The organism is Polyangium mundeleinium (assembly GCF_028369105.1).
In the GTDB taxonomy this organism is placed as follows: Bacteria; Myxococcota_A; Polyangia; order Polyangiales; family Polyangiaceae; genus Polyangium; species Polyangium mundeleinium.
The window spans coordinates 4,921,981-4,942,550 of sequence record NZ_JAQNDO010000001.1 but is presented as its reverse complement, the minus strand read 5'-3'; the positions used below and the strand labels follow the sequence as shown (position 1 = coordinate 4,942,550).

General features: G+C 68.6%; 21 protein-coding genes. 6 read left to right on the top strand and 15 right to left on the bottom strand.

What is annotated here, in order from left to right; translation table 11 throughout:
- Positions 1 to 7: 7 nt before the first annotated feature.
- A complete protein-coding gene (locus POL67_RS19795; protein WP_271919256.1) occupies positions 8 to 418 on the bottom strand; it encodes a hypothetical protein in 411 nt (136 codons plus the stop codon).
- Between the two features lie 559 nt (positions 419 to 977).
- On the opposite strand from POL67_RS19795, the gene POL67_RS19790 reads away from it, so the two are divergent.
- On the top strand, positions 978 to 1,523 hold the full coding sequence (locus tag POL67_RS19790) for a hypothetical protein (protein WP_271919254.1): 546 nt from the start codon (positions 978 to 980) through the stop codon (positions 1,521 to 1,523).
- Between the two features lie 57 nt (positions 1,524 to 1,580).
- Here the strand turns inward: POL67_RS19790 and POL67_RS19785 are convergent, their stop codons facing one another.
- The 3 genes from POL67_RS19785 to POL67_RS19775 form a co-directional block, all read right to left on the bottom strand.
- A complete protein-coding gene (locus POL67_RS19785; RefSeq protein WP_271919252.1) occupies positions 1,581 to 2,099 on the bottom strand; it encodes a hypothetical protein in 519 nt (172 codons plus the stop codon).
- Between the two features lie 908 nt (positions 2,100 to 3,007).
- Positions 3,008 to 3,703, bottom strand: a complete 696-nt coding sequence (locus POL67_RS19780) for a type 1 glutamine amidotransferase domain-containing protein (RefSeq protein WP_271919250.1) — start codon at positions 3,701 to 3,703, stop codon at positions 3,008 to 3,010.
- Complete coding sequence (locus POL67_RS19775; RefSeq protein ID WP_271919247.1) at positions 3,700 to 4,170, bottom strand: GFA family protein; 471 nt, start codon at positions 4,168 to 4,170, stop codon at positions 3,700 to 3,702. Before POL67_RS19775 ends, POL67_RS19780 begins: the two co-directional genes overlap by 4 nt.
- Before the next feature lie 107 nt (positions 4,171 to 4,277).
- Here POL67_RS19775 and POL67_RS19770 point away from each other — a divergent pair, with 107 nt between their 5' ends.
- A complete protein-coding gene (locus tag POL67_RS19770) occupies positions 4,278 to 5,201 on the top strand; it encodes a LysR family transcriptional regulator (RefSeq protein WP_271919245.1) in 924 nt (307 codons plus the stop codon).
- 52 nt (positions 5,202 to 5,253) lie between these two features.
- The gene (locus tag POL67_RS19765; protein ID WP_271919244.1) at positions 5,254 to 6,633 is read left to right on the top strand and encodes a WD40 repeat domain-containing protein; all 1,380 of its coding nucleotides are present in this window, start codon (positions 5,254 to 5,256) and stop codon (positions 6,631 to 6,633) included.
- 69 nt (positions 6,634 to 6,702) lie between these two features.
- On the opposite strand, the gene POL67_RS54245 is transcribed toward POL67_RS19765, so the two are convergent.
- From POL67_RS54245 to bioB, 6 genes are all read right to left on the bottom strand, one after another.
- A complete protein-coding gene (locus POL67_RS54245; RefSeq protein WP_373372411.1) occupies positions 6,703 to 7,050 on the bottom strand; it encodes an FG-GAP repeat domain-containing protein in 348 nt (115 codons plus the stop codon).
- Entirely contained in the window at positions 7,047 to 8,549 is a 1,503-nt protein-coding gene (locus tag POL67_RS19760) for an FG-GAP-like repeat-containing protein (protein WP_271919242.1), read from the bottom strand. The genes POL67_RS54245 and POL67_RS19760 overlap by 4 nt, the downstream gene beginning before the upstream one ends.
- A 314-nt stretch (positions 8,550 to 8,863) precedes the next feature.
- The gene (locus tag POL67_RS19755; protein ID WP_271919240.1) at positions 8,864 to 9,346 is read right to left on the bottom strand and encodes a hypothetical protein; all 483 of its coding nucleotides are present in this window, start codon (positions 9,344 to 9,346) and stop codon (positions 8,864 to 8,866) included.
- Positions 9,347 to 9,466: 120 nt separating this feature from the next.
- On the bottom strand, positions 9,467 to 10,159 hold the full coding sequence (locus POL67_RS19750) for a protein-tyrosine phosphatase family protein (protein WP_271919238.1): 693 nt from the start codon (positions 10,157 to 10,159) through the stop codon (positions 9,467 to 9,469).
- A 65-nt stretch (positions 10,160 to 10,224) separates the two neighbouring features.
- Entirely contained in the window at positions 10,225 to 10,638 is a 414-nt protein-coding gene (locus POL67_RS54240; RefSeq protein ID WP_373372362.1) for a GFA family protein, read from the bottom strand.
- 244 nt (positions 10,639 to 10,882) lie between these two features.
- Positions 10,883 to 11,890, bottom strand: coding sequence for a biotin synthase BioB (gene bioB, locus POL67_RS19745; protein ID WP_271919236.1), 1,008 nt, complete (start codon positions 11,888 to 11,890; stop codon positions 10,883 to 10,885).
- 136 nt (positions 11,891 to 12,026) lie between these two features.
- Here bioB and POL67_RS19740 point away from each other — a divergent pair, with 136 nt between their 5' ends.
- Complete coding sequence (locus tag POL67_RS19740; protein WP_271919234.1) at positions 12,027 to 12,938, top strand: CBS domain-containing protein; 912 nt, start codon at positions 12,027 to 12,029, stop codon at positions 12,936 to 12,938.
- Positions 12,939 to 13,047: 109 nt separating this feature from the next.
- Here POL67_RS19740 and POL67_RS19735 read toward each other — a convergent pair whose 3' ends face one another.
- The 4 genes from POL67_RS19735 to POL67_RS19720 all read right to left on the bottom strand — a co-directional run bounded on the left by POL67_RS19735 (position 13,048) and on the right by POL67_RS19720 (position 16,970).
- Positions 13,048 to 14,103: a type IV pilus twitching motility protein PilT gene (locus POL67_RS19735; protein ID WP_271919232.1), complete on the bottom strand. Its 1,056-nt coding sequence runs from the start codon at positions 14,101 to 14,103 to the stop codon at positions 13,048 to 13,050.
- A gap of 34 nt (positions 14,104 to 14,137) precedes the next feature.
- Entirely contained in the window at positions 14,138 to 15,637 is a 1,500-nt protein-coding gene (locus POL67_RS19730; protein ID WP_271919230.1) for a hypothetical protein, read from the bottom strand.
- Between the two features lie 152 nt (positions 15,638 to 15,789).
- Entirely contained in the window at positions 15,790 to 16,425 is a 636-nt protein-coding gene (locus POL67_RS19725; RefSeq protein ID WP_271919228.1) for a thiamine biosynthesis protein, read from the bottom strand.
- 59 nt (positions 16,426 to 16,484) lie between these two features.
- Entirely contained in the window at positions 16,485 to 16,970 is a 486-nt protein-coding gene (locus tag POL67_RS19720; protein ID WP_271919226.1) for an immunity protein Imm33 domain-containing protein, read from the bottom strand.
- Between the two features lie 308 nt (positions 16,971 to 17,278).
- On the opposite strand from POL67_RS19720, the gene POL67_RS19715 reads away from it, so the two are divergent.
- Positions 17,279 to 18,064 carry a c-type cytochrome gene (locus tag POL67_RS19715; RefSeq protein ID WP_271919224.1) on the top strand — a complete coding sequence of 262 codons (786 nt, stop codon included), beginning with the start codon at positions 17,279 to 17,281 and terminating at the stop codon, positions 18,062 to 18,064.
- Position 18,065: 1 nt separating this feature from the next.
- Here POL67_RS19715 and POL67_RS19710 read toward each other — a convergent pair whose 3' ends face one another.
- The gene (locus tag POL67_RS19710) at positions 18,066 to 19,067 is read right to left on the bottom strand and encodes a fatty acid desaturase family protein (RefSeq protein WP_271919222.1); all 1,002 of its coding nucleotides are present in this window, start codon (positions 19,065 to 19,067) and stop codon (positions 18,066 to 18,068) included.
- A gap of 169 nt (positions 19,068 to 19,236) precedes the next feature.
- Between POL67_RS19710 and POL67_RS19705 the strand changes: the two genes are divergently transcribed.
- Positions 19,237 to 20,523: an SEL1-like repeat protein gene (locus tag POL67_RS19705; protein ID WP_271919219.1), complete on the top strand. Its 1,287-nt coding sequence runs from the start codon at positions 19,237 to 19,239 to the stop codon at positions 20,521 to 20,523.
- Positions 20,524 to 20,570 lie beyond the last annotated feature (47 nt).

Here is a 20,570-nt window from a genome sequence, read left to right as displayed (position 1 = left end):
CCTGCGTTCAGTCGCAATCCCACCCGATTCCGGGGATCGATACGCATTCGAACCAGGGATTGCCCATGAGGGAGAAGCTGCAATGGTACCAGGTGCCGCCGAGATCGCTGTCGCAGCTGATGCCCACGCAGCCGGTCGGGTTGCTCAGGTCGCAATAACTCGTCGGATCGGGCCCACCCGTGGACAGATCGAGAGAATCCCTCGCGCAGGCGGCTTCGGGTCGCGTCGGGCAGACCCAATATTCGACGATGCTCTCCGTGAGCGTCGCTTCGGCTTCCACGCACACGTTCTGACCGGCGACATCAAGACCACACTCCGCGGAAGGGGCAGGATCCGCGCTCGCAACTCCGGGGGCGCCCGCCATGAATGCAAGCAACGTTGCGGCGCCTACGACGATTCGATGGAAAGACAGGTTCATGAGTTTCTCCTTCGTTCTCTGTGTCGTCCAGCGACGCAAACACGTACGGCAAGGCGCGTGCCCGAACGCCATCGGGAGCGTGCGCGTGTATCCGCGCCCTCGTGCGCAGCGTTTTTGGTGGGCCGCGCTGGGGTATCGCATGCCCATCACCCCCCACACGTCCCGGACCTTGCACCCCGCGACGTTCTGCAACCGGGGAGCGGTGGCCGACCGGGAGGCTGCGGGACGTCACGCGGGTGTGACGCTGTCATGATCGGGTGACAGCCGTCGTCATGGGCGTATGACACGAGGAGGCGGGTGGGGCGGGGAGCGTCATTCCTGCCGAGGATGCCTCTGTAGATACGCTTCGACGGCCAACAGGTCACACGATGGCGGCACATTGACCGTCAGGAGCGGGTAGGCCCCGCCGTATTCCGTGTCGCAGCCCATGGCTTTCAAGCGTTTGATCGGACCGTGGGATTGCGTGAAATCCTTTGGCGGCGAAAAGCACGACCGCGTGTCGGACGCTGTACGATTCGAGCCCGTGCTTTTGCTTCCCTTCCGGGTTAGGAGGCGCCGCATGAACATTCGTGGTGCGGTTCTTGGTTGCCTTTTTCTTACGTTTCTCCTCGGCGCGTGTAGCGGGGAGTCGAACGAGGCGTCGGGCTCGGACGGCGGCGGTGGGACCTCGTCAGGCAACCCGGCGGGCGTACCGTCGTGCGCCGACGTCTGCGCGGCCATCGGAAAGCAGTGCGGGCAGATGCCCCCGAATTGCAGCGATGGCTGCTCGATGCTGTCGAACGAGGCCAAGGCGTGTGTCGTGAACGCGAGCTCATGCGCAGCCATCGACGGCTGCGGGAGCAGCAGCGCGAGCAGCGCAAGCAGCAGCGCGAGCAGCGCAAGCAGCAGCTCGTCGAGCGCGAGCAGCGGATCGGGGGGCTCGGGGGATGTGTGCGCGGCCTGCAAAGGGGACGAGTTCTGCGTGAAAAGCTCGTCGATCGAGTCCGAGGTCGGTTGCGTCGGTCTCCCGTTCGATTGCAACGACTCACTCTGCGTCTGCCTGATCGCGAAGGGGTGTTCGCAGGGCGGTAAGTCGTGCGCGGGTAGCATCGTCGAATGCCTCTGATGCGCGCGACGCCGTGACGAAGGGCCCATCGGGCCCATTCCTTCGGCGACTCCCCGATCACTTCAACGACGCCGCGAACGCCTTCGCTTCGTCCAGTTGCTCGAACAACGCAATCGCCGACGTGCTCGCGTCCGTCTGCACCCCCTCGGGATCCCCCGGCCAAGACACGCATTGGTCGGACGGGATCTCGGCGATGCCCGCCGTCATGCGATATCGGACCACCCCGTAGACGAGGCCCGTCGCGGACGCGAGCCCCGGGGCGAGCTGGCACCCATGCCCGCCGAGCCAGAAGTACCGGAAGCCGTCGATCTCGCGCGCGAGCATGTACTGCCCTCCCGCGTCGGTGCACAGCACCGTGACGGAGATATCGGTCACGGCGATCGCCTCCCCGTCGTCGCCCGGCGTGATCACCTCGGCGGCCGTGTCCAGCGATGGCTGCGTGACGCAGCCGTTCCCATCCGCCACGAAGAGCTGGACGGCCTTGGGCTGCGCCTCCGGGGCGGGGTCCACGACCACACTGCCGCACGCGGCGGCGAGCAGGCACAGAGATGCACAAAAGAAATGGGCGATATGCATAGGCCGGGCATTTCAGCAAAAGCCGTGCCCCTCGTTTCGGGGTTCCGAAACGGCGCGGCACCCCCTCTGTGTTGGTTCTGAGCATTGGTCTCATCGTGACGCCGCTTCGCTGGGGCTTTGCCCCAAGCCCCACCCGGGGCTGTCCGCCCCGGGACCCGGACCAGCCAGGGGCTGGACCCAGTGTCGATGAACTGCGCTTCGCGCAGCTCATCGAACAGGCCCGGTCAAGACCGGCAGCGACGTTGCCAACCAAGACAGGCGCGCGGCCTTCCAGCAGGCCGGTGGCAAGACCATGGGGGGGTTCGCTGGCCCGTGCCTTGGAGGGACGGGAACGTGCCTTGGAGGGACGGGAACGTGTCTCTGGGGCGTGCGGTCGAGCCTCCGGAGGTACGAGGCCGTGCCTTGGAGGGACGAGGCCGTACCTTGGAGGTACGGGGGCGATGGAAGGCGCGGCGGGCCCGTGGCGTCGAGAGATGGGCACGATGCGGGAGACCATGGGCTCATCGCCGAAGACCTACGGCCCCATCGCGTGGTGGGACGGAGCCGTGCTGTTTGGAACATGAGGCCACCGCATCGCGACACGACGTCATGCGACGAGACGTTACCCGCCGACCTGTCAGCGCTGCGGCCTTTGGTTGGCAGGGTCATCCCTGGTCTTGACCGGCAGCGGCGTTCCCCACCAAGACAGCCGCGCTGCGGCTTCTGCTGGCAACCTGGCTTCTTCGTCGGCCTGTTTGAAAAACTGCGCACCGCGCAGTTTTTCAACCCTGGGTCCAGCCCCTGGCTGGTCCGGGGTCGAGGGGGCGGACAGCCCCTCGCGGGGTCCGGGGCAGCGCCCCGGCGGCGGCGCTCACGGGGCGATGCGAAGACGTCAGAATCGCGCGGATGACTGCAAGGGTCGTGTGCGATCACGAAGAGAGGAGAGACACGACGCTCCTCGCGGTCGCCTTCGCGGAGGAAGGGTTCTGGCCCGTCACCAATCTCCCGTCGACGACGACCTTCGAGAGGAACGGGACGATGCTCTTCTCGTATCGCGCGCCGCGCGCGCGCATCTCCGCCTCGGCGTTGTAGGGCACCATCTTCGCAACGCCGGCGAGCACTTCCTCCCACCACGAATACCCAGTGACGCGCCGCCCTGCGACCAGGAGGCGTCCGTCCGACAGCTTCGTGTTGAGGAGGCCGCAGTAGCCGTGGCACACCGACGAGACGACCCCCCCATGCTCGTAGATGTCGCGTGTGAGAGCTTGGAGCGCCTCGTCGTCGGGGAAGTCCCACATGACGGCGTGGCCGCCAGTAAAGGAAATCGCGTCGTAGTCTGCGGCGTCGATCTCGTCAGGCCGCGCGGTGGACGACAGCAGCGCCGACCAGGTTGGATCTGCCCAGCGCGCTTTGGCAGACGCGTCGAGGAGCGGCCACTTGAGCGAACGGGGCTCGAGAGGTGTCCGCCCTCCCTTCGGGCTGACCAAGCGCTGCTCGTAGCCCCGCGCGGCGAAGACGTCATAGGCATGCGTCAACTCCGAGAGCCACAAGCCGGTCGGCGTCGACCGGCCGTCATAGTGGTCCACGTTGGTGACGACGTGGAGAATGCGCTTGGTCTTGCTCATCCGCCCCATCCGAACAGCCGCGTGAACCGTCCGCCGACGGCCATCTGGCTGCGCAGATAACCGCTGTACTTGGGCAAGTCGTCGGCGGCGTCGTTCAGCCTCCGATGGTAGAAAATGTGCATCACCGGCGGCGGGAGGAGCTCCTGCCGTTTGAAGTTGATGCTCGGAACGAAGATGATCTTCGCTGGGCCGAAGCCCACGTATTCGATCGCGGGCTTGCCGCACGTCTTGCAGAGCCCGCGGTTGATGTTCGGCGGCGGGCGGTACTTCTTGAACGCAATCTGGCTCCAGTCGTTCACTTCGACGTGCTTGGCGCGAAGCACCGTCACGTCGGCAAACGGCTTGCCGTTGTAGGCTTGGCAGATCGTGCAGTGGCAAAAGAAACGTACGGCCGGGGCTGCGCCGACCTCGAATTGGCAAGCGCCGCATTCGCAGGTCGCTTGCTGTTGCTGAAGGGTCTTTGTCATGGCCGATGTCCGCTGTTCGGGGGAAGGAAGCTCGCGCGCTCGCGACACGGGAGGACTTTGCGCTGAACCTTTCCGATGAAGGAAGTGATATGATTTCATGCACCTCGATGCATCGCGTGCATGATCGCTTCGACACGATGGACCTCAACCTGCTCCGCGTCTTCGAGGCCGTCTTCCGGGAACGCCATCTGACGCGGGCAGCGCGTGTCCTCGCGCTGAGCCCCTCGGCGGTGAGCCACGCGCTGCGAAGGCTCCGGGAGCACCTCGACGACCCGCTCTTCGAGCGGGAAGGGACCGAGATGGTGCCCACGGCGACATGCCTGCGCATGGCGCCCGCGCTCGTCGAACAGCTGGCGCAGTTGCGCGGACTCCTCCATCGATGGGGAACGTTCGAGCCTTCCACGACGACGCTGATGTTTCGCATCGGGATGCCCGACTCCATCGAGCCGATGCTCGTGCCTCAGCTCCGGAGCGCACTCGCGAAGGCGGCTCCGCTGGCCACGCTGGCGAGCGTCGCGTACCAACGCTCCGCCATTGCGCGTGAGCTTGCGTCCAGACAGATCGATCTCGCCTTTGATGTCTCCATGCCGGTCCACGAGCCAGTACAACACCGTCGCGTTCTGGAGGACGACTTCTGCCTCGTCGTGCGAGATGGGCATCCCCTTCGGGGGAAGCTGACGGTCGCGCAGTACGTCGCGGCGTCTCACGTCCTCGTGTCGAGTCGAGCGACGGGGCTCGTGCTCGAGGATCACGGGCTGTTGAGGCTCGGCGTCGAGCGGCGCGTGGTGGTGCGCTGTCAGAGCTACGACACGGCGTTCCGCGTGGTCGCGGACTCGGACGACGTGCTGACCGCGCCACGACGCTTGACGGGCGAGGTCGGGAAGGTCCACGCGCTCTCGCGACGCGCATTGCCGTTCAAGTTGCCACCCGTGAAGCTTCACATCTACTGGCACGCGCACGCGGAGTCGGACCCGGCAAACATGTGGCTCCGCGGGTTCGTAGAGGAGGTCGCCAACGCCGGTTCGGCCTGACGCTCAGAGCTTGACGCCACGGAGGGTTCCTGCCCTGCTGCGCGCCCCAATCATGCGCGCGCGTGCCCTGCCCCAGCTCCTCTCGATCGCCGTCGCCATCTCCGCATGCGCTGGCAGCCCGGCGCCCCCGTCTCCGCCTCCCCTTGCGGCGGCCTCCGCGACGCCGCCGCCCCAAACACCCGCGCCTCCGCCCGACGACGCGCCGCCCTTCGAGCTCTCCCGGGTGGAGCTGTCGCCCGAGGGAACGCGCATCGTCGCGTGGCAGGGAGGGGCCCCCATGGGGGCGTCTGCACCGCTCTGCGTGGTGCAGCTCGCGTCGCAGACGCCGGTGTGCGTCACGCTCCGTCCCAGTGATCCGCTGGACGGAGATCCGAAATTCTCCGCCCGGGGCACGTACCTCGCCATGCGCACCCGCAAGGGCCTCTTGGTCCGGGAGACAGCGCACTTGCGAACGACCTTCCAGAAGGCGCTCGCGAAAGGCGAAGAGGCGCGCGCCTTCGCCCAGAGCCCGAACGAGCGCTTGCTCGCCTGGATCGACGCCCGCGGCGCGGCGCGCGTGCTCGACATGACCACCGGGACCGACGTCATGTCCGCTGCATTCGGCGGGCCTGTCGAGACAGGGCGTGTCCTCTGGAGCGGCGACGAAAGGGTGGTCGTCGCCGCGGACGGATACGCTCCCCAGGTATGGGACCTGGCGCAGAATGCGGTCCACCCCGTCGACGTGCCGGGCGCGACATGGCGCGGCTACGAAATGGCCATCCACGGCAGCACGGGCCTTGTGGCGGGCGGTGACGCGCTGGTGGCCCAGTTCGACCTGCTCACCGGGCGTGTGACGGCGCTCGTTCGCCCGCCCGCTCCGACAAGAGGATCCCGCCGCGCGTCCCTCTCCACCTCGGCGTCGGGCGGGCGCTTCGCGGTGACGCTGGGCTCGCAGATTGACGTCTTCGACGCGAGCCCACCCGGGCTCGTCGTGTCGGTCCGTGTCGCCGACGGCGAGATCATGGGCGCCGCTCTGTCTCCCGACGGCTCCCGGATGGGGTTCGGCCTCGACCGCACCTCCTTCGCGGAAGGGCTCATGTACGAGTCGCACACCTTCCCGGTCGCGGCGGGCGCTTCTCCGAAGCGTATTGCCGAGACGCTGTTTTTGGGCTGGCTCGGCCATTTCCTCGTGACGGCCCGAGGCACCGAGGTCGTCGCCTTCGACGGCGACACCATGGCATGGCTCTACGACACCGGCTTCGTCTGGGCCGAGGCGTGCATGCTGGGGGGATATGCCGTCTCGGGGGGCACCGCGCTGCGCGTGTTCGACGCCGCGCTCCGGAAGAAATTCGAGATGGTGATCCGCGGGCCGATCACGTCCCCGAAGCTTTTGGCCCTCCCCGGGACGCGGATCGCCGAGCTCCCTCGCAATCTCAGCGACGTGCCCTTCTGACGGCAGTGCCCATCCAGGCTCGGAAAGCGGGTCGCTTTCCGGGGGATCCGGATTGCGCGCTCGATGGTTTCACGCAGCCCATCCTGGGGCGCATGGGTACCGATCTCCCCTCTTGAGATGGCGGCCTCGGCAGAGCACGCGCCGAGGCTGCCCCGGTGTTCGGTGCGCAAAGCCGCACGGCATGGCGCTCAAGGCGCGCTCAGCACCACGTTGATCGCGCTGTTGCTGCTCGAGACCACCGCGTCTGCGTGCCTGCGTGCCGCGCGTGACGACCACGTCATTGTCCCCGTCGCCGTCCATGTCGGCGGGGAGCGCGCCGTCCGGGGCCTGGGCAAAGGGGCTCATGACGCTGACGGAGAAGACCCCGCCGCCCTCGTTGAGCGCGATGCTGGCGTCCCGCGAGAGCCAGTTCGTCATGCCCAGGTCCACGTCGCCGTCGCCGTCCACGTCGGCGGCCTGGAGGCGGCCTGGAGGCGGCCGTTTTCGCTGTTGTAGATCGTCGCGCCCGTGAGGAAGGCGGATTTCGGCAAGAAGCCCCCGCCGCCGTCGTTCTGGAGAATGCGCACCTCGTCGAGCGGGCCCACGCCGGCGGTCGGGCCGATGCGGACGGCGATGTCCAGCCAGCCATCTGCATCGTAATCGGCGATCTCGGTGTCCACCGGCCGCACGCCCAGGGACAGGGGGACGGCGTTGAAGGACCCCCCGCCCTGGTTGTAAAGGCGGGTGAGGTCGTTGGAGCCCAGGTTCGCGGTGATCAGATCGCGGTCGCCGTCGCCGTCGAGGTCCGCGACGTCGAGCGAAATGGGCTCTGTGCCGACGGGAATCTTCACGGTCGCGGCGAATGCGCCATTGCCCTCGTTGCGCAGCAGGCTGACGGAGCTGTCGCCCTTGTTGACGGTGGCGATGTCCATGTCGCCATCGCCGTCGAGGTCCGCGAGCACCACTTGCTTGGGCGTCGCGCCGGTGGCGAGGCTCTGCGGCGCGGAGAGCTGGAAGAGGCCCTGGTTCTTGTAGACGAGCACGCCGCTCGAATAGGTCCTGCACACGACGATGTCCGCGTCCCCGTCGCCATCGACGTCGCCGAGCGCCATGTCGCCGGGCATCTGGCCCACGCCGGCGAGCGCATGGGCGACGACGAACGAACCATCCGACTGCTGCTGGAGCAGGCGCAGGTAGCCATTGGACGTTTCGGTGAGCGAGGCGATGTCGAGGTCGCCGTCGCCGTCGAGGTCGGCCAGCCTGAACGTGCTGGGCGAGGCGTCCAGGGAAAGCGTTTGGCGCGGCCCGAACTGATAGCCTGCGCCGCGCGGCAGGATCTGCAGGCTGGAGAGCTCGTAGCTCGCCAGCACGTCGACGTCGCCGTCGCCGTCATGGTCCCTGAGGCTCATCATGTAGGGGCGGTCGGGGAACACCCAGTCGAGCTGCGGCGCGAAGCATATTTCGCCGGTCTGATGAATGCCGTCGCCGCAGGTGGTGAACGTGGGCTTGCAGTCCGCGTCGCAGCCGTCGCCGCTCACCATGTTCTTGTCGTCGCAGACCTCGCCCGCGTCGAGCAGGCCGTCGCCGCACTGCTCCACGCCCTTGCAATCGCTGCGGCAGCCGTCCCCGTTCTTCACGTTGCCGTCGTCGCAGGCCTCGGCGCCCTCCTTTACCCCGTTGCCACAGGCGAACTTGGTACAGCCCGCCGTGTCCAGCGCGCAGCTCGGCGCGCAGGCGAGCTGTCCGGCGTCGAAGCCCAGGTCCTGGCAGGTCTTGCCATCGAGCAGCGCTCCGTCGCAGGCCTCCTGCGCGTCGAGCTGGCCGTTGCCGCAGGTGCCTCCGCAGGCAGCCTGGCCCGCGCAGTTCGTATCCGCGCAGTCGGCGGCGCCGTCGCCGTCGTCGTCCACGCCGTTTCCGCAATCCTCGACGGGCGGCACGCACGCGGGCTCTTCCGCGCAATCGTCGTCCGCGCAGTCGGCGGCGCCGTCGCCGTCGTCGTCCGCGCCGTTCTTGCAATCCTCGGCGGTGGGCGGCTGTCCGGGGGGCCGGGATCGCCGCAGGCGCCGAGGATGGCAGGGAAGAACGAGAGCAAGAGAAGGGCGTGTCGATGCTTCATGGTTCGCTCGTAGCGTCGCGGGGGCGCGAGCCTATCCGGACGTCAATCGCGGTGGGAAGCGATTGCAGATCGGCTGGCAGAATCCACGACGTGCCCGCGGGCCTATCGAGCGTCAGGCGGGATCGTGGGCTCGGGCTATTCGTCGATCGGCATGCAGGAAGAGCCGTATTCCTTCACGAAGACCTTGTACGTCTGCGGGGGCTCTTCGTCGAACGACGCGAAGTCGCTGCGTTCGAAGTCCTGCACGAGGTCCTTCTCGCACTGCTGCCCGTCGCGGTCGACGTCGACCACCACCGAAAAGTAAAACCCCGCATCCTCGCGCGCGACCGGCCCGACCCCTTGATCGATCAGCGTATGGGCGTTCGCCGGAATGTCGAGCGCGAGGTCGACGGGCAGCGCTGTCACTTCGAGCGCGTAGCGCCGGATCGCGGTGGCGCTCGCGTCGGCGAGCCTGGAATCGTAGCCCCACAGCGTAATGTGCGCCGTGGCGGGCTCGCCGAGCGTCACCGGCTCGTGATCCAGCGTGAAGGTCGTCCCCTCCGTCCCTCCCGTCCCCTCCGTCCCCCCGCACCCGAACAGCGCCAGAGCTGCGAGGATCCATGCGTGATGTGCTCTCATTCTCGTGCCCCTTTCCCTGTACGTGCGCGGGCATGGGGAACAATTGCAGACTTCGTGCCGTCTCGGCGCTCGTTCTTGCCCGCCAGCGTCTCCAGGCTATCGGCCCATCCCGCGCTGCGCTCAGCGTCCTGTTCTGGCGCAGCCTGACACAGGGCTTGCGAGCGACGCGCGGGCCGTCACGGCCCTCCTTTGCGAGCGAGACATTCTCGCCAGCGGGCGATGGGCATGGATCAACGCGATCGCGTCCTCGACCGTGCTCGTGATGCCCATACGGCACAGAAGAAGCACGACGAAGGAAGCCGTGCGGCCATGCCCCTGTGCACAATGCACCAGCACCACGGTCTCGGGGCCTATCTCCACGCTGGGCGTGTCGTGCACCAGCGGCATGCCGTCGAGATTCGGGAGCGCCTCGTATCGATGGGGAAAGCTGTACCAGCGCGGCAGCTCGGCAGCGAGATCCACCACGACGTCGAACCTCGACAAGTCTGGCCCGAGGAGCGGCCACCGGCCGAGGTAGATGTTCGTCCCTTCGAGCCGGTTTACCCGGGGCTCACGAGAAAAGACGGCGAGTATGATCCAGGTCGTCCAGGTGAATAACAACCACGGGAGGTTCAGCGTCGTCCAAAACCAGGAGACGCGTCCGTCGTTCGACTTCCCGCTCACCAGATGCGGGCGGTTTCTCGCGTACGCGTAGGCGAGCACGACACAGGAGAGGGCTGGCCACAGCAGGAGATGACGAGCGGGATGCGCGAGCAGCGCCACGCATGCGCCTTGCGCGAGTGCCAGCAGGAGGAAGAAGACGACGAACTTCATCGAGCAGCGCGGGAAGGCGGCGAACGATATGGGAATGCAGCGATCTTCCCTCGAGGGGGTGCCGCTTATCCGTTCGGCGGCGCCTGGGGAGGAAATGCGTCGTACTGAGGGGCTGGTCCCCCAATGTGATCCCAGGGCGCCTTCGAACCGACGAAGATATGCATCTCGATCTGAACGCCGGGATCACCATCGACGCTGCCGAGCGTCACTCCGTGCACCTTGCCTCCGCCTGTGCCGCACAGCGTGCTTCCACAGGTCCGGCAGAAGCACAGACCCCATCCCGGCGTCGTTTCATAGAAGCTGAGATTGTCCTCCCCGCTGAGCCACGAAAAGGACCCCGGCACGACTTCCGCGTAAGCAGACCCCGTCCCGCTAAATGCTTTTCGGCATCGCGAGCAATGGCAACTGCGCCCTGGTCCAAGCGGCGCATCGATTTGGTATCGAACCTTTCCGCAGAAACAACCACCCGTCAGCGACATGATCTCTCCTCTTTCTTTGGTTTCTGGCCGCCTCGGCCCGCCAGCGCCGGGACCGGCCCGCATCCCAGGCGGCCGTAGGGACACGACTTCACCGGCTTCGAGACCGAACGCCGAACGATGTCATTGGACCACCACCGCAGAACCGCCCCCTCCCGCTGGGTAGCCCGCTGCGGCCTGGTGTGTCGATCGACAGGCCGCCCGCGTGTCCGCCCAAAAGGCTTGACACGCGGGCCCTTGCCCTACCTCACTCCTCCGCCGCCGCCTCCGCCATCCCCACCGACGGCTTCCGCGCCGACAGCCCCGCGTCCCGGATGAGCGCCGTGTCCTCGTCGGCTTCCGGGTTCGGCGTCGTGAGCAGCTTGTCCCCGTAGAAGATCGAGTTCGCTCCGACGTAGAGGCACATCATCTGCGCCTCGCGCGACAGGTCCGTTCGGCCCGCCGACAGGCGCACCATGCTCTTCGGGAACACGATCCGCGCCGTCGCGATCATCCGGATGAACTCCACCGGATCGAGCGGAGGCAGGCTCTCCAGCGGCGTGCCCGCCACCCGCACGAGCGCGTTGATCGGCACGCTCTCCGGGTGCGGCGTGAGGCGCGCGAGCTCGACGAGCATCGCCGCGCGATCCCGCACCGACTCGCCCATCCCGATGATCCCACCCGAGCACACCGTGATCCCCGCCTTGCGCACGTTGCGCAGCGTCACGAGCCGCTGGTCGTACGTGCGCGTCGAGATGATCGAGCGGTAGTGCTCGCGCGACGTGTCGAGGTTGTGGTTGTACGCGTCGAGCCCCGCGTCCTTCAGCTTCGTCGCCTGCTCTTCCGTGAGCATGCCGAGCGTCACGCACGCTTCGAGTCCGCGCTCCTTCACGCCCCGCACCATCTCGAGCACGCGGTCGAACGCCGGGCCGTCCTTCACCTCGCGCCACGCCGCGCCCATGCAGAAGCGCGTCGAGCCCGCGGCCTTCGCGCGGTCGGCCGCTTCGAGCACCCCGTCGACGTCGAGCATCTTCTCCGGCGACGTGCTCGTGTCGTGGTGCGACGACTGCGGGCAGTACGCGCAGTCTTCGGGGCAGCCGCCCGTCTTCACGCTGAGCAGCGTGCAGAGCTGCACCTCCCCATCGACGTGGTGCGCCCGGTGCACACCACGCGCGCGGTCCATCAAAGCAAAGAACGGCAGGTCGTGAATCGCGACGACCTCGTCCACGGTCCAGTCATGGCGGATGGGGTCTGGGGCGAAGTGAGCCTCGGTCATGGCCGGCCGGTGTAGCCGACAAAGGCCCGCGCGAAAAGCCATCACCCCCGCCCGCCCGAGCGCGCCCCCTCGCGGCGGCGGCGGCTGGCATCGATCTGGCACGTTCTCCTCGGCAAAAACCGCAGAGGAGTGCCCCATGTCCCTGGATCGCTACCGTCGCCCCCGGTTGATCGTCCTCCACCCCCGCTCCACGACCTACGAGGCCGCCCGTGCCATGGCCGACAACCACGTCGGCGCCGTCCTGGTCGTCGAGGACCAGCGCCTCGTCGGCATCGCGACCGACCGCGACCTCGCCCTCGACGTCGTGGCGGCCGGCCTCGACCCGCGCACGACGCCCCTGCGCGACGTCATGAGCGACGAGGTCACCCCCGTGGACATCGACGACACGGTCGAAGACGTCGTGCGCGTCATGCGCGAGCACGCCTGCCGCCGCGTCCCCGTGCTCGAAGCGGGCCGGCCCGTCGGCATCGTCACGCTCGACGACCTCTTCCTCGAACGCGCCATCAACCTCGACACCGCCCGCTCGATCATCACGGCGCAGCTCGAAGTCGCCGCGCGCTTCAAGCCGGCAGGCGCGACGAGCCCGGCCGGCGTGACGCCAGGCCGCGGCGGCGAACGCGCACGCCAGCGCCGCGCCGCGCGCGCGGAAAATACCTACGGGCGCCTCCTGCACGCCTGCATGCGCCAGACGGGCCTCTCCACGCGCGAGCAGGCCGAGCGCGCGCTGCTCATCGTGCTCTCGAACCTGTGCAGCCGCCTCACGGAGGACGAGGCGCAGCACCTGCTCGCGCAGCTCCCGTCGAAGCTCGTCCCGCAGCTCGACGCGACGCTCGGCGGCTCGAACAAGGGCATCACGCCCGACACGATCGAGGCGGAGCTGCGCCGCGCGCTCCAGCTCTCGCCCGAGGCCGCGACGGACGTGCTCTACGCGACGTGCGAGGTCATCGCCGACAGCGTCTCCGCGGGCGAGATCGAGGACGTCCGCTCGGAGCTGCCCGCCGCGATGAAGGACCTCTTCCCGCCGATGCCGTATCGCCGCGCCAGCTAGAGCATCGACCCGTTCGATGCTCTGAAGATCGCGACGCGATCTTCCTCGGGGGGTGAATCGGCCGGGCTTTGCCCGGACGAGAGGGGGACGCGAGGCGTCCCCCTCGGGACTAGACCTGCGTCGCTGAGCGCGCGACGTCCGCGTCCACGAGCCCCTCCGCGACGAGGCGCTCGATGTGCATAGCGAACGTCTGCATCCCGTAGGGCGTCACGCCCTTCTCCATCAGCTCACGAAGCGACGGATGGCCTTCCGGACGCTCGATCGCGCCGCGCACCGCGCCCGTCGCGACGAGCACCTCCGACGCGAGCACGAGCCCGCCCCCTTCGCGTCGCGGGAGCAGGCGTTGCGCCACGATCCCCTGCAAACACGCGCTCAGCCGGTCGCGCGTCTCCGCTGGCGTCGGGCTCATCGAGAGGAGCCGTTTCACGGTCCGGCCCACGTCCGGCGTGGGCAGCGACGAGAGCACGAGGTGCCCGGTCTCGGCCGCTTGCAGCACGGCCTCCATCGTCGCCGCGTCGCGGATCTCGCCGACGAGCAGCACGTTCGGATCCTGCCGGAGGGCCGCGTGAACGCCCGACGCGAACGACTCCGTGTCGCTGCCGACCTCGCGCTGGCTCACGGTCGCGCGGCCGCCCTCGTGGACGAACTCGATCGGATCTTCGACGGTGACCACGTGCCTCGGGTGCGCCTCGACGATGTGCGCGAGCATCGACGCGAGCGTCGTGGTCTTGCCTTGCCCCGCGGCGCCCGCGACGAGCACGAGCCCGCGGCTCTTGTCGGCGAACCCGCGCGCGGCGGGCGGCACGCCGAGCGCCTCGAACGAAGGGATCTTCGCGGGGATCAGCCGCAGGACGAGGGCGATCGTCCCGCGCTGCAGGTAGACGTGGACGCGGAAGCGCCCGAGGCCTTCGGCCTCGTAGGAGACATCGACCTCGCGGAGCGATCCGAGCGCGCCGAGGACCGCGGGCCGCCGGGTGAGCACGAGCCGCGCGACGGCCTCGGTGTCCTCGGGCTTGAGGGGCTCGGCGCGGAAGTAGACGATGTCTCCGTGCACCCGGGCCCCGGGCGGCTGCCCCACGCGCAGGTGGATGTCGCTCGCCTGGGCCGCTTGCGCCTTGGCCAGGATCTGGTGGAGGAACGCCTCGCTCGCGTAGGGGGTCGTCACGGGGTCGTCACGGTAACGCAAGTCGGGCGAGGCCTCACCCCCGCCGCCGCCTCCCCCAAAGCAACGCCATCCCCGCCAGGAGCGCGCCCATCCAAGCCGCGCCCGTCGTTCGTCCGGGCCCGACCGCGCACGTAATGCCAGCGGCGTTTTCCTCGCCGATCTCCGCATCCGCGTCCGCGCCCGCTCCCGCCCCTTCCTCCGCTCCCTCGTCCGCTCCCGCCTCTTCCTTGCCCCCCCCGAGCCCTGCCCCCTCGTACGCGCCGATATCGATCGCGCCTGCCGGGACCCGCCCGAGCTGCCCCAGTTCCGTCACGACCTTCTTTGCCGGCGGCACGAAGAGCGGCGTCGCGAGCGGCGACGGGAAGGGAGACCCGGCCGGGCTCGCCGGGGCGGCCGCGCCTGCATCCCGCAAAGGGCTGTCCGCCGCGGGGCGCAGGTCGAACGCCGCGAGGTCCGCGAATTTCGGATTGCTCCCCTGGATCGTCCCCTGCCATTGCGTCGGCACCGTGCTCCCCTGCGGCACCCAGTTCTTCTGGCCGCCGATCACCGCCTTGCCCGTCGCCCATTCCACGTCCGTGAGCTTCAGGATCGAGACCGCGCCTCCCCCGACCCGGTAAAACGCGTTGTTGTGCATCTCGATGCTCTCGATGCCCCAGAAAATCTCCACCACCGGCTTCGATCCCTGCGCGAGGAGGAACGTGTTGTTCACGAAGCGGTAGCGGCCGTTCGTGGATCCGCCCGTCGCGTCGCTCCCGATGCGCACGGTGTAAAACGTCCCCGTCTTGCGGAAGACGTTCCCCACGATGTCGCCGTCCTCGCGCGCCACGTCCTCGGCCTCGCCGTCCGGCGCCACGAGCTCGAGCTCGCGGTAATACGCGCCCTCGATCCAGTTGTAATAAATCTCGTTCCGCTCGGCCCGGCTCTTCACCGCGTGCCCGCCGAGGCCGTCGTGCACGTAGCAATGCTGCATGCGGAACACGGCGCCCGGGTGCGCGTGCTCGTCCGTGTCCATGTAAATGGGGTGGCGCTTGTCGCCTGCCCCCGCCTTGTAGACCTCCACGTATTCGAGCGTCAGCGAGCCGGAGCCGTCCATCGCGCCGAGGATGCCGTGCGAGGGGCAATCATGGACCGCCGTGTCCCGGATCCGGATGTCGTGCCCGCGGTGGAACACGCAACGCGAGCTGCCCCCCACCACCTCGAAGCCCTCGATCACATAATGGTCGGCCCCGACCTCCAGCGTGTTCGTCCCGCCCGAGAGCACCGGGCGCTTGCCGTTCACGCGCACGCCTCGGATCGTGATCTTGTTCGAATTCGTCCCCGACTTCGTGAGCTTCACGTCGCCCGCGTACGTCGTATTTCCGGCGACCTCCACCACGTCGCCCGGCTGTAGCAGTGACGCCACCGCTTTCAGACTCGCATGGGGTTTGCCCGGCCCGACCTGATACGTCGTGGCGAATGCGAAAGGCGAAAGCAAGAGCGTCGCCCCGAAAAACCCCGCCACGACCCCACGGCGAAGCGTCCATCCGTTTGTCATGCACGGAGCTTCGCCCGGCAAACCCGGTCCACTCAAGCGCGACCCGCATCGATATCGGGCGCGAAGCTGCCAGAAATGTGCTTACCCGCCGGAATGGAAAGCCCGGTCGGCGCGCCAAACCCGGGCGCTCCCGGTCTTCCAGGGTTTTCGGGTCAGGGCGGATCGAGATCGCCGGGGATCTTCGCCGGGTCGAGGATCTTCTTTTCGGCAAGCGCCCGCGCGGCCGAGACCGCGAGCGCCCGGTGCTCGCGCGGGAGCGCAGGGTTTGCCGCGATCGAGAGCACGGCCGCGCCCGCCTCCGACGCGCCCTCCGGATCGAGCGGGTCCCGCGCCGTCGCGGGCCGGCCCGCCACGCCGAGGACGGCTTCGAGCGTGGGCCCGCGCTCCTCGTCCGTCGCCGCGAGCGCCCGCTTGCCGAGCACGCCGAGCGCGAGATCCGCGTCGTCCGCGAGCGGCAAGGCGGAGAGCGCCGTCCTCAGGATCGCCCCGCCGTCCCCGAGCGCCTCCACGAGCCCCGCCGCGCCGAGCGCGTCCGCGAGCGCTTGAAGTCCCGCCGGATCGTCATCCATCGCCCGCTGCCAGCGCGGATCGTCGAGCCGCGGGCTCCTCCGCGGCGGCGTGTTCGCTGAAGCAGACGCCCCTGAGCCCGCGGCCGCCTCGGTCGACCCCGACGAACCGCCCGACGGCGAGGACACCTCCGACGGCGCGGATCCGCGGCTGCACGCGGCGAGGCTCGCCACGAAAAGCACGGTCCACAGTCTCCTCGGGCGCGTGATCGAATCCGGCATGGTCCCGGCGGCTTACCGCGCCTCGAAGGTCCTGCCAAGCGCCACGGGAGAGAGGCCGGTCAGGTCCGCGCGCGCTTCGGTGAATACACTTCGCGATTCCGCGCGTCGGCGATCCCGAGCAGCGTATCGCCGTCGAATCGCGCGATGTACCCGACGGGCAGCGCCAGCACGTCGAGCAGCCGCTCGCGGCCGAGCCGCACGAGCCCGCAGCTCATGAACCCGGCGAGCTCCTCGGCGGACGGTTTTCCCTTGGCCTCCGCGCGGCCCATGTACCAGCCGGCGTCCCCGCCCTTCGCGATCCCCGTCCGATGCAGAACCACCGCCGGGGCGCGCAAGGCCGCCCGGTCCGCGACGATCTTGTCGTCGAAGCGGCACCCCTCCGGCTTGACCCCGAGCATCTTCACGAGCCCCACCTGCCGCGCCACGACCCGGAGCGACGCGGTCACGTCGGGCCGAAATTGCCGCGGATCCTCGTCGAAGTTGGGCTCGCACACGAGGAGCTGGCCCTCGCGCCGTTCGAGCCGGTAGGCGGCCCAGCCGAACACGACCACCGCGCCTTCGAGCCGGCTTTCGTCCGGCGAGCGGGCCGAACCCCCGCTCGATCATCGTGCGCGCTTCGAGCGCCTGCTCCGACGCACACCGGGCCACGACCGTCGTGCCCCCGATCTCTGTCGAGACCTCGATAAAACGTCCCACCGGCTGCCCTCCGCGCCCCTTGGGGCGGGCGCGAGTCTGCGCCTCTCGCCCTCTGCTCTGCAAGCCCGCTGAGGCCTCGATCGGGCGACGTTCGCCGCCGCGCCCGCTCGATCGTCCTGCCCAACGAGCACGCGCGTGGCAAGGTGCGCCCGCGGGAATGCTCTATCCGATCGTCCTCACGCTCCACTCGTGGCTCCGCTGGATCGTCCTCGGGCTCGGCCTCGCCGCCACCGTCGCGTCTGCCAACGCCGCGCGCGGGCGATCCGGCGCGTACGAGCGTCTCCACGACCGCCTCGGCCTCTTCTTCGTCGCCTCGCTCGACCTCCAGATCACGCTCGGCCTCGTGATGTACCTGTGGCTGAGCCCCATGACGCACCTCGCCTTCCAGGATCCCGCGGGCGCGATGCGCTCCTCGGCGCTCCGGTTTTTCCTCGTGGAGCACGCCTTCTCCATGGTGCTCGCGCTCGCCTGCGCCCACGTCGGCCGCGTGCGCGTGCGGCGAAGCACGAGCGACGGCGACAAGCACAAGCGCGCTGCGTGGGGCGCGGGCCTCGCGCTCGTGTGTCTTCTCGTGGGGATCCCCTGGCCGTTCATGCCTTATGCCCGCCCGCTCGCGCGGCTCTCCGTGGAGCAGGAGGCACCGCGGCAAGCGCTCACGGGCGCCGCGCTCGAAGAGACGCGCAAGCTCTACGAGCTCCGATGCGCCCCGTGCCATGGGGTGAACGGGCGCGGCGACGGCCCGGCCGCGGTGAACCTCCTCCCGCGGCCGCGTGATTTCGGCGATCCGGAATGGCAAACCGCCACGAAGGACGAATCGATCGAGCGCATCATCCGCTTGGGCGGCCGCGCCGTGGGCAAGAGCATGATGATGCCCTCGAACACCGATCTCACGGACGCCGACGTGCAGGCGCTGCGAGCCTACGTCCGCCGCATGGCCCGCTAGATCAGGCCGGCTCCGCCACTTCTTCCGGGGGTGCGTCCTTCGGGTACGGCACCATCTTGCCGGTCTGCGGGTCCCACAACTTCAGCGAGAAGCAATGCAGGATGTCGCGCGGCGACAGGCTCGTCTGCGGCTCGACCTGGAGCTCGGGGATCGCGGCCATCGCCTCGCGCAGCCGGTAGAACGGGATCGCCGCGTTCAGGTGGTGCACGTGGTGATACCCGATGTCCCCCGTGAAATAACTCATGATCGGCCCGCAGCGCATGAAGCTCGATGACTCCACGGCCGCGCGCGCGAACGTCCAGGTTTGCCGCGGCTGCATGTGCACGCCCGGGAAGTTGTGCTGCGCATAAAAGAGATACGAGCCGAGCGCGCACGCGATGAACAGCGGGCCCACGAGGACGAGCAGCGTCATCTCCCAGCCGAAGAAATACGTGATCGTCGAGACGAGCGCCGCGTGCAGGACGAACGCCGCCGCCGAATCCCAGTTCTCCTTGGGATTGCGCAGGAAGGCCGAGATGCACATCCCGGCGAGGAAGATCGTCACGTAGCCGAAGAGGATCGTCAGCGGGTGGCGGGCGAGCGCATACGCGATCCGCTTGCTGCGCGGCGCCCGCTTCCACATCTCCACCGTCATCACCGGGTACGAGCCGATCTGCGCGCCCACGATCTTCGCCGTGTGCGCGTGGTGGTAGTTGTGCGTCTGCCGCCAGACCCGAGGCGGCGTGAGCACGAGCGCGCCGTAGAGGCCGAAGATCACGCTGCCCACCTTGGACTTGCGCAGGAGCGCGCCGTGATGGAAGTCGTGCGACAGGATGAACGCGCGCACGATCACGAGCCCCTCGATCACGCTGCCGAGGATCCGGAGCGGCTTGTACGGCGCGGCCGCGGCCACGGCCGTCGCGAGCGCGAGGACCGCGAACGTCGAGGCGACGTGATAAACGCTGCGGGCCCGATTCTCGGAGGCAAAGGGCCGCGTGACGGCGACGAGCTCGTTTCCCTGCATGGTCCGAAAGATGACCCGTGAATCCGGGCGAAGAAGAAGCTTCGGTGCGCGTGCTCTTATCCAACCTCGCGCGCCGTGGCAAGGTCCGCAAGGGCTTCTTGGCTGCGCAAAAAGCTACGCGCCGAGCCTCTTGGATCCTGGGCGCGGCTCGGCTAGCTCCGACCCTGCCATGCGATCTGTCCTCCTCGCCCTCCCCGTCGCGGCGCTCCTCGGCTGCGCCACGCCGGCGATCCCGCAGGTGCAGGCCCCTGTGGCCGTCGCAGCCGCATCCCCCCAAACGCTCCGCGCGCGTTGCGCCAAGGGCGATGGGCCGAGCTGCACCGAGCTCGGCGTCCGGATCGAGCGAGGCGACCTCGGCGGGAGCGAGAGCGAGACGGCCGCCTCGTACTACGAAAAGGGCTGCTCCTACCGCGACGCGAGCAGTTGCAACAACCTCGGGTGGCTCCTCCACAATGGCAAAGGCGTGCCCGTCGACCTGTCGCGCGCGGCGGACTTCTATCGCATCGGATGCAACCTCGACAGCGGCCAGGCCTGCACGAACCTCGGCAACCTCTACGAGCACGGGCTCGGCGTGCTGGAGGATACCTTCTCGGCGGGCCTGCTTTATATCCGAGCGTGTGAACTCGGGTTCGCCGTCGGCTGCCGCAACGAGGGCCTGATCCGCGAAACGCATTTCGGGCGCGTCGGCGAGGACCCGTCCTGGGCCCGCAAGTGCTACGCGCGCGGCTGCAAGCTCGGCGATGCCGGCTCGTGCGTAAACCTCGGCAACCTCGTCCGCCAGGGGCGCGGCGGCCCGGTCGACTTCGACCGCGCGCGCCAGCTCTTCACGCAGGCCTGCGACGGCGGCGATCTGCTCGGCTGCAACAACCTCGGATTCCTCTACGAAAAAGGGCTCGGCGTCCCGAAGGACATGTGCAAGGCCGTCGCCGCGTACGAGCGCACCTGCAAGGGCGGCGAGCAGCTCGGATGCACGAACCTCGGTCATGCCTACGAGAAAGGCGCCTGCCTGCCCAAAGACACGCGCCGCGCGCTCGCCCTGCACGCCCGCGCCTGCGACCAGGACGAACCCCTCGGCTGCAACAACTACGCCGCCGCCCTGGAGCGCGGCGAGGACGTCCCGCAGGATCTCAGCCGGGCGCTCGAGCTCTACCGCTTCGCCTGCGACAAGAAGGAGCCGCTCGCCTGCCACAACCTCGGCCGCATCTACGAGGAGGGAAATTTCTTCCCCGCCCCGCAGGACCTCAACCTCGCCGTGCAATACCACCGGATCGCCTGCGACAGGGCCCATGGCAAGTCCTGCGCGGCCCTCGCCCGGATGCACCACGAGAGCCTGGGCGGCCTCCGGCCCTACCCGCCGTGGGAGCGCGACCTGCGCGAGCGCGCCTGCCAGCAGGGGTACACCGAAGCCTGCTCGACGACGGGGACCACGCTGCCGGAAAATCCGGCTCCGCCGTGAACCCGCCCCCGTCCCCCTTGCTTTCCTCCCCCACCGCTGGTGCATCC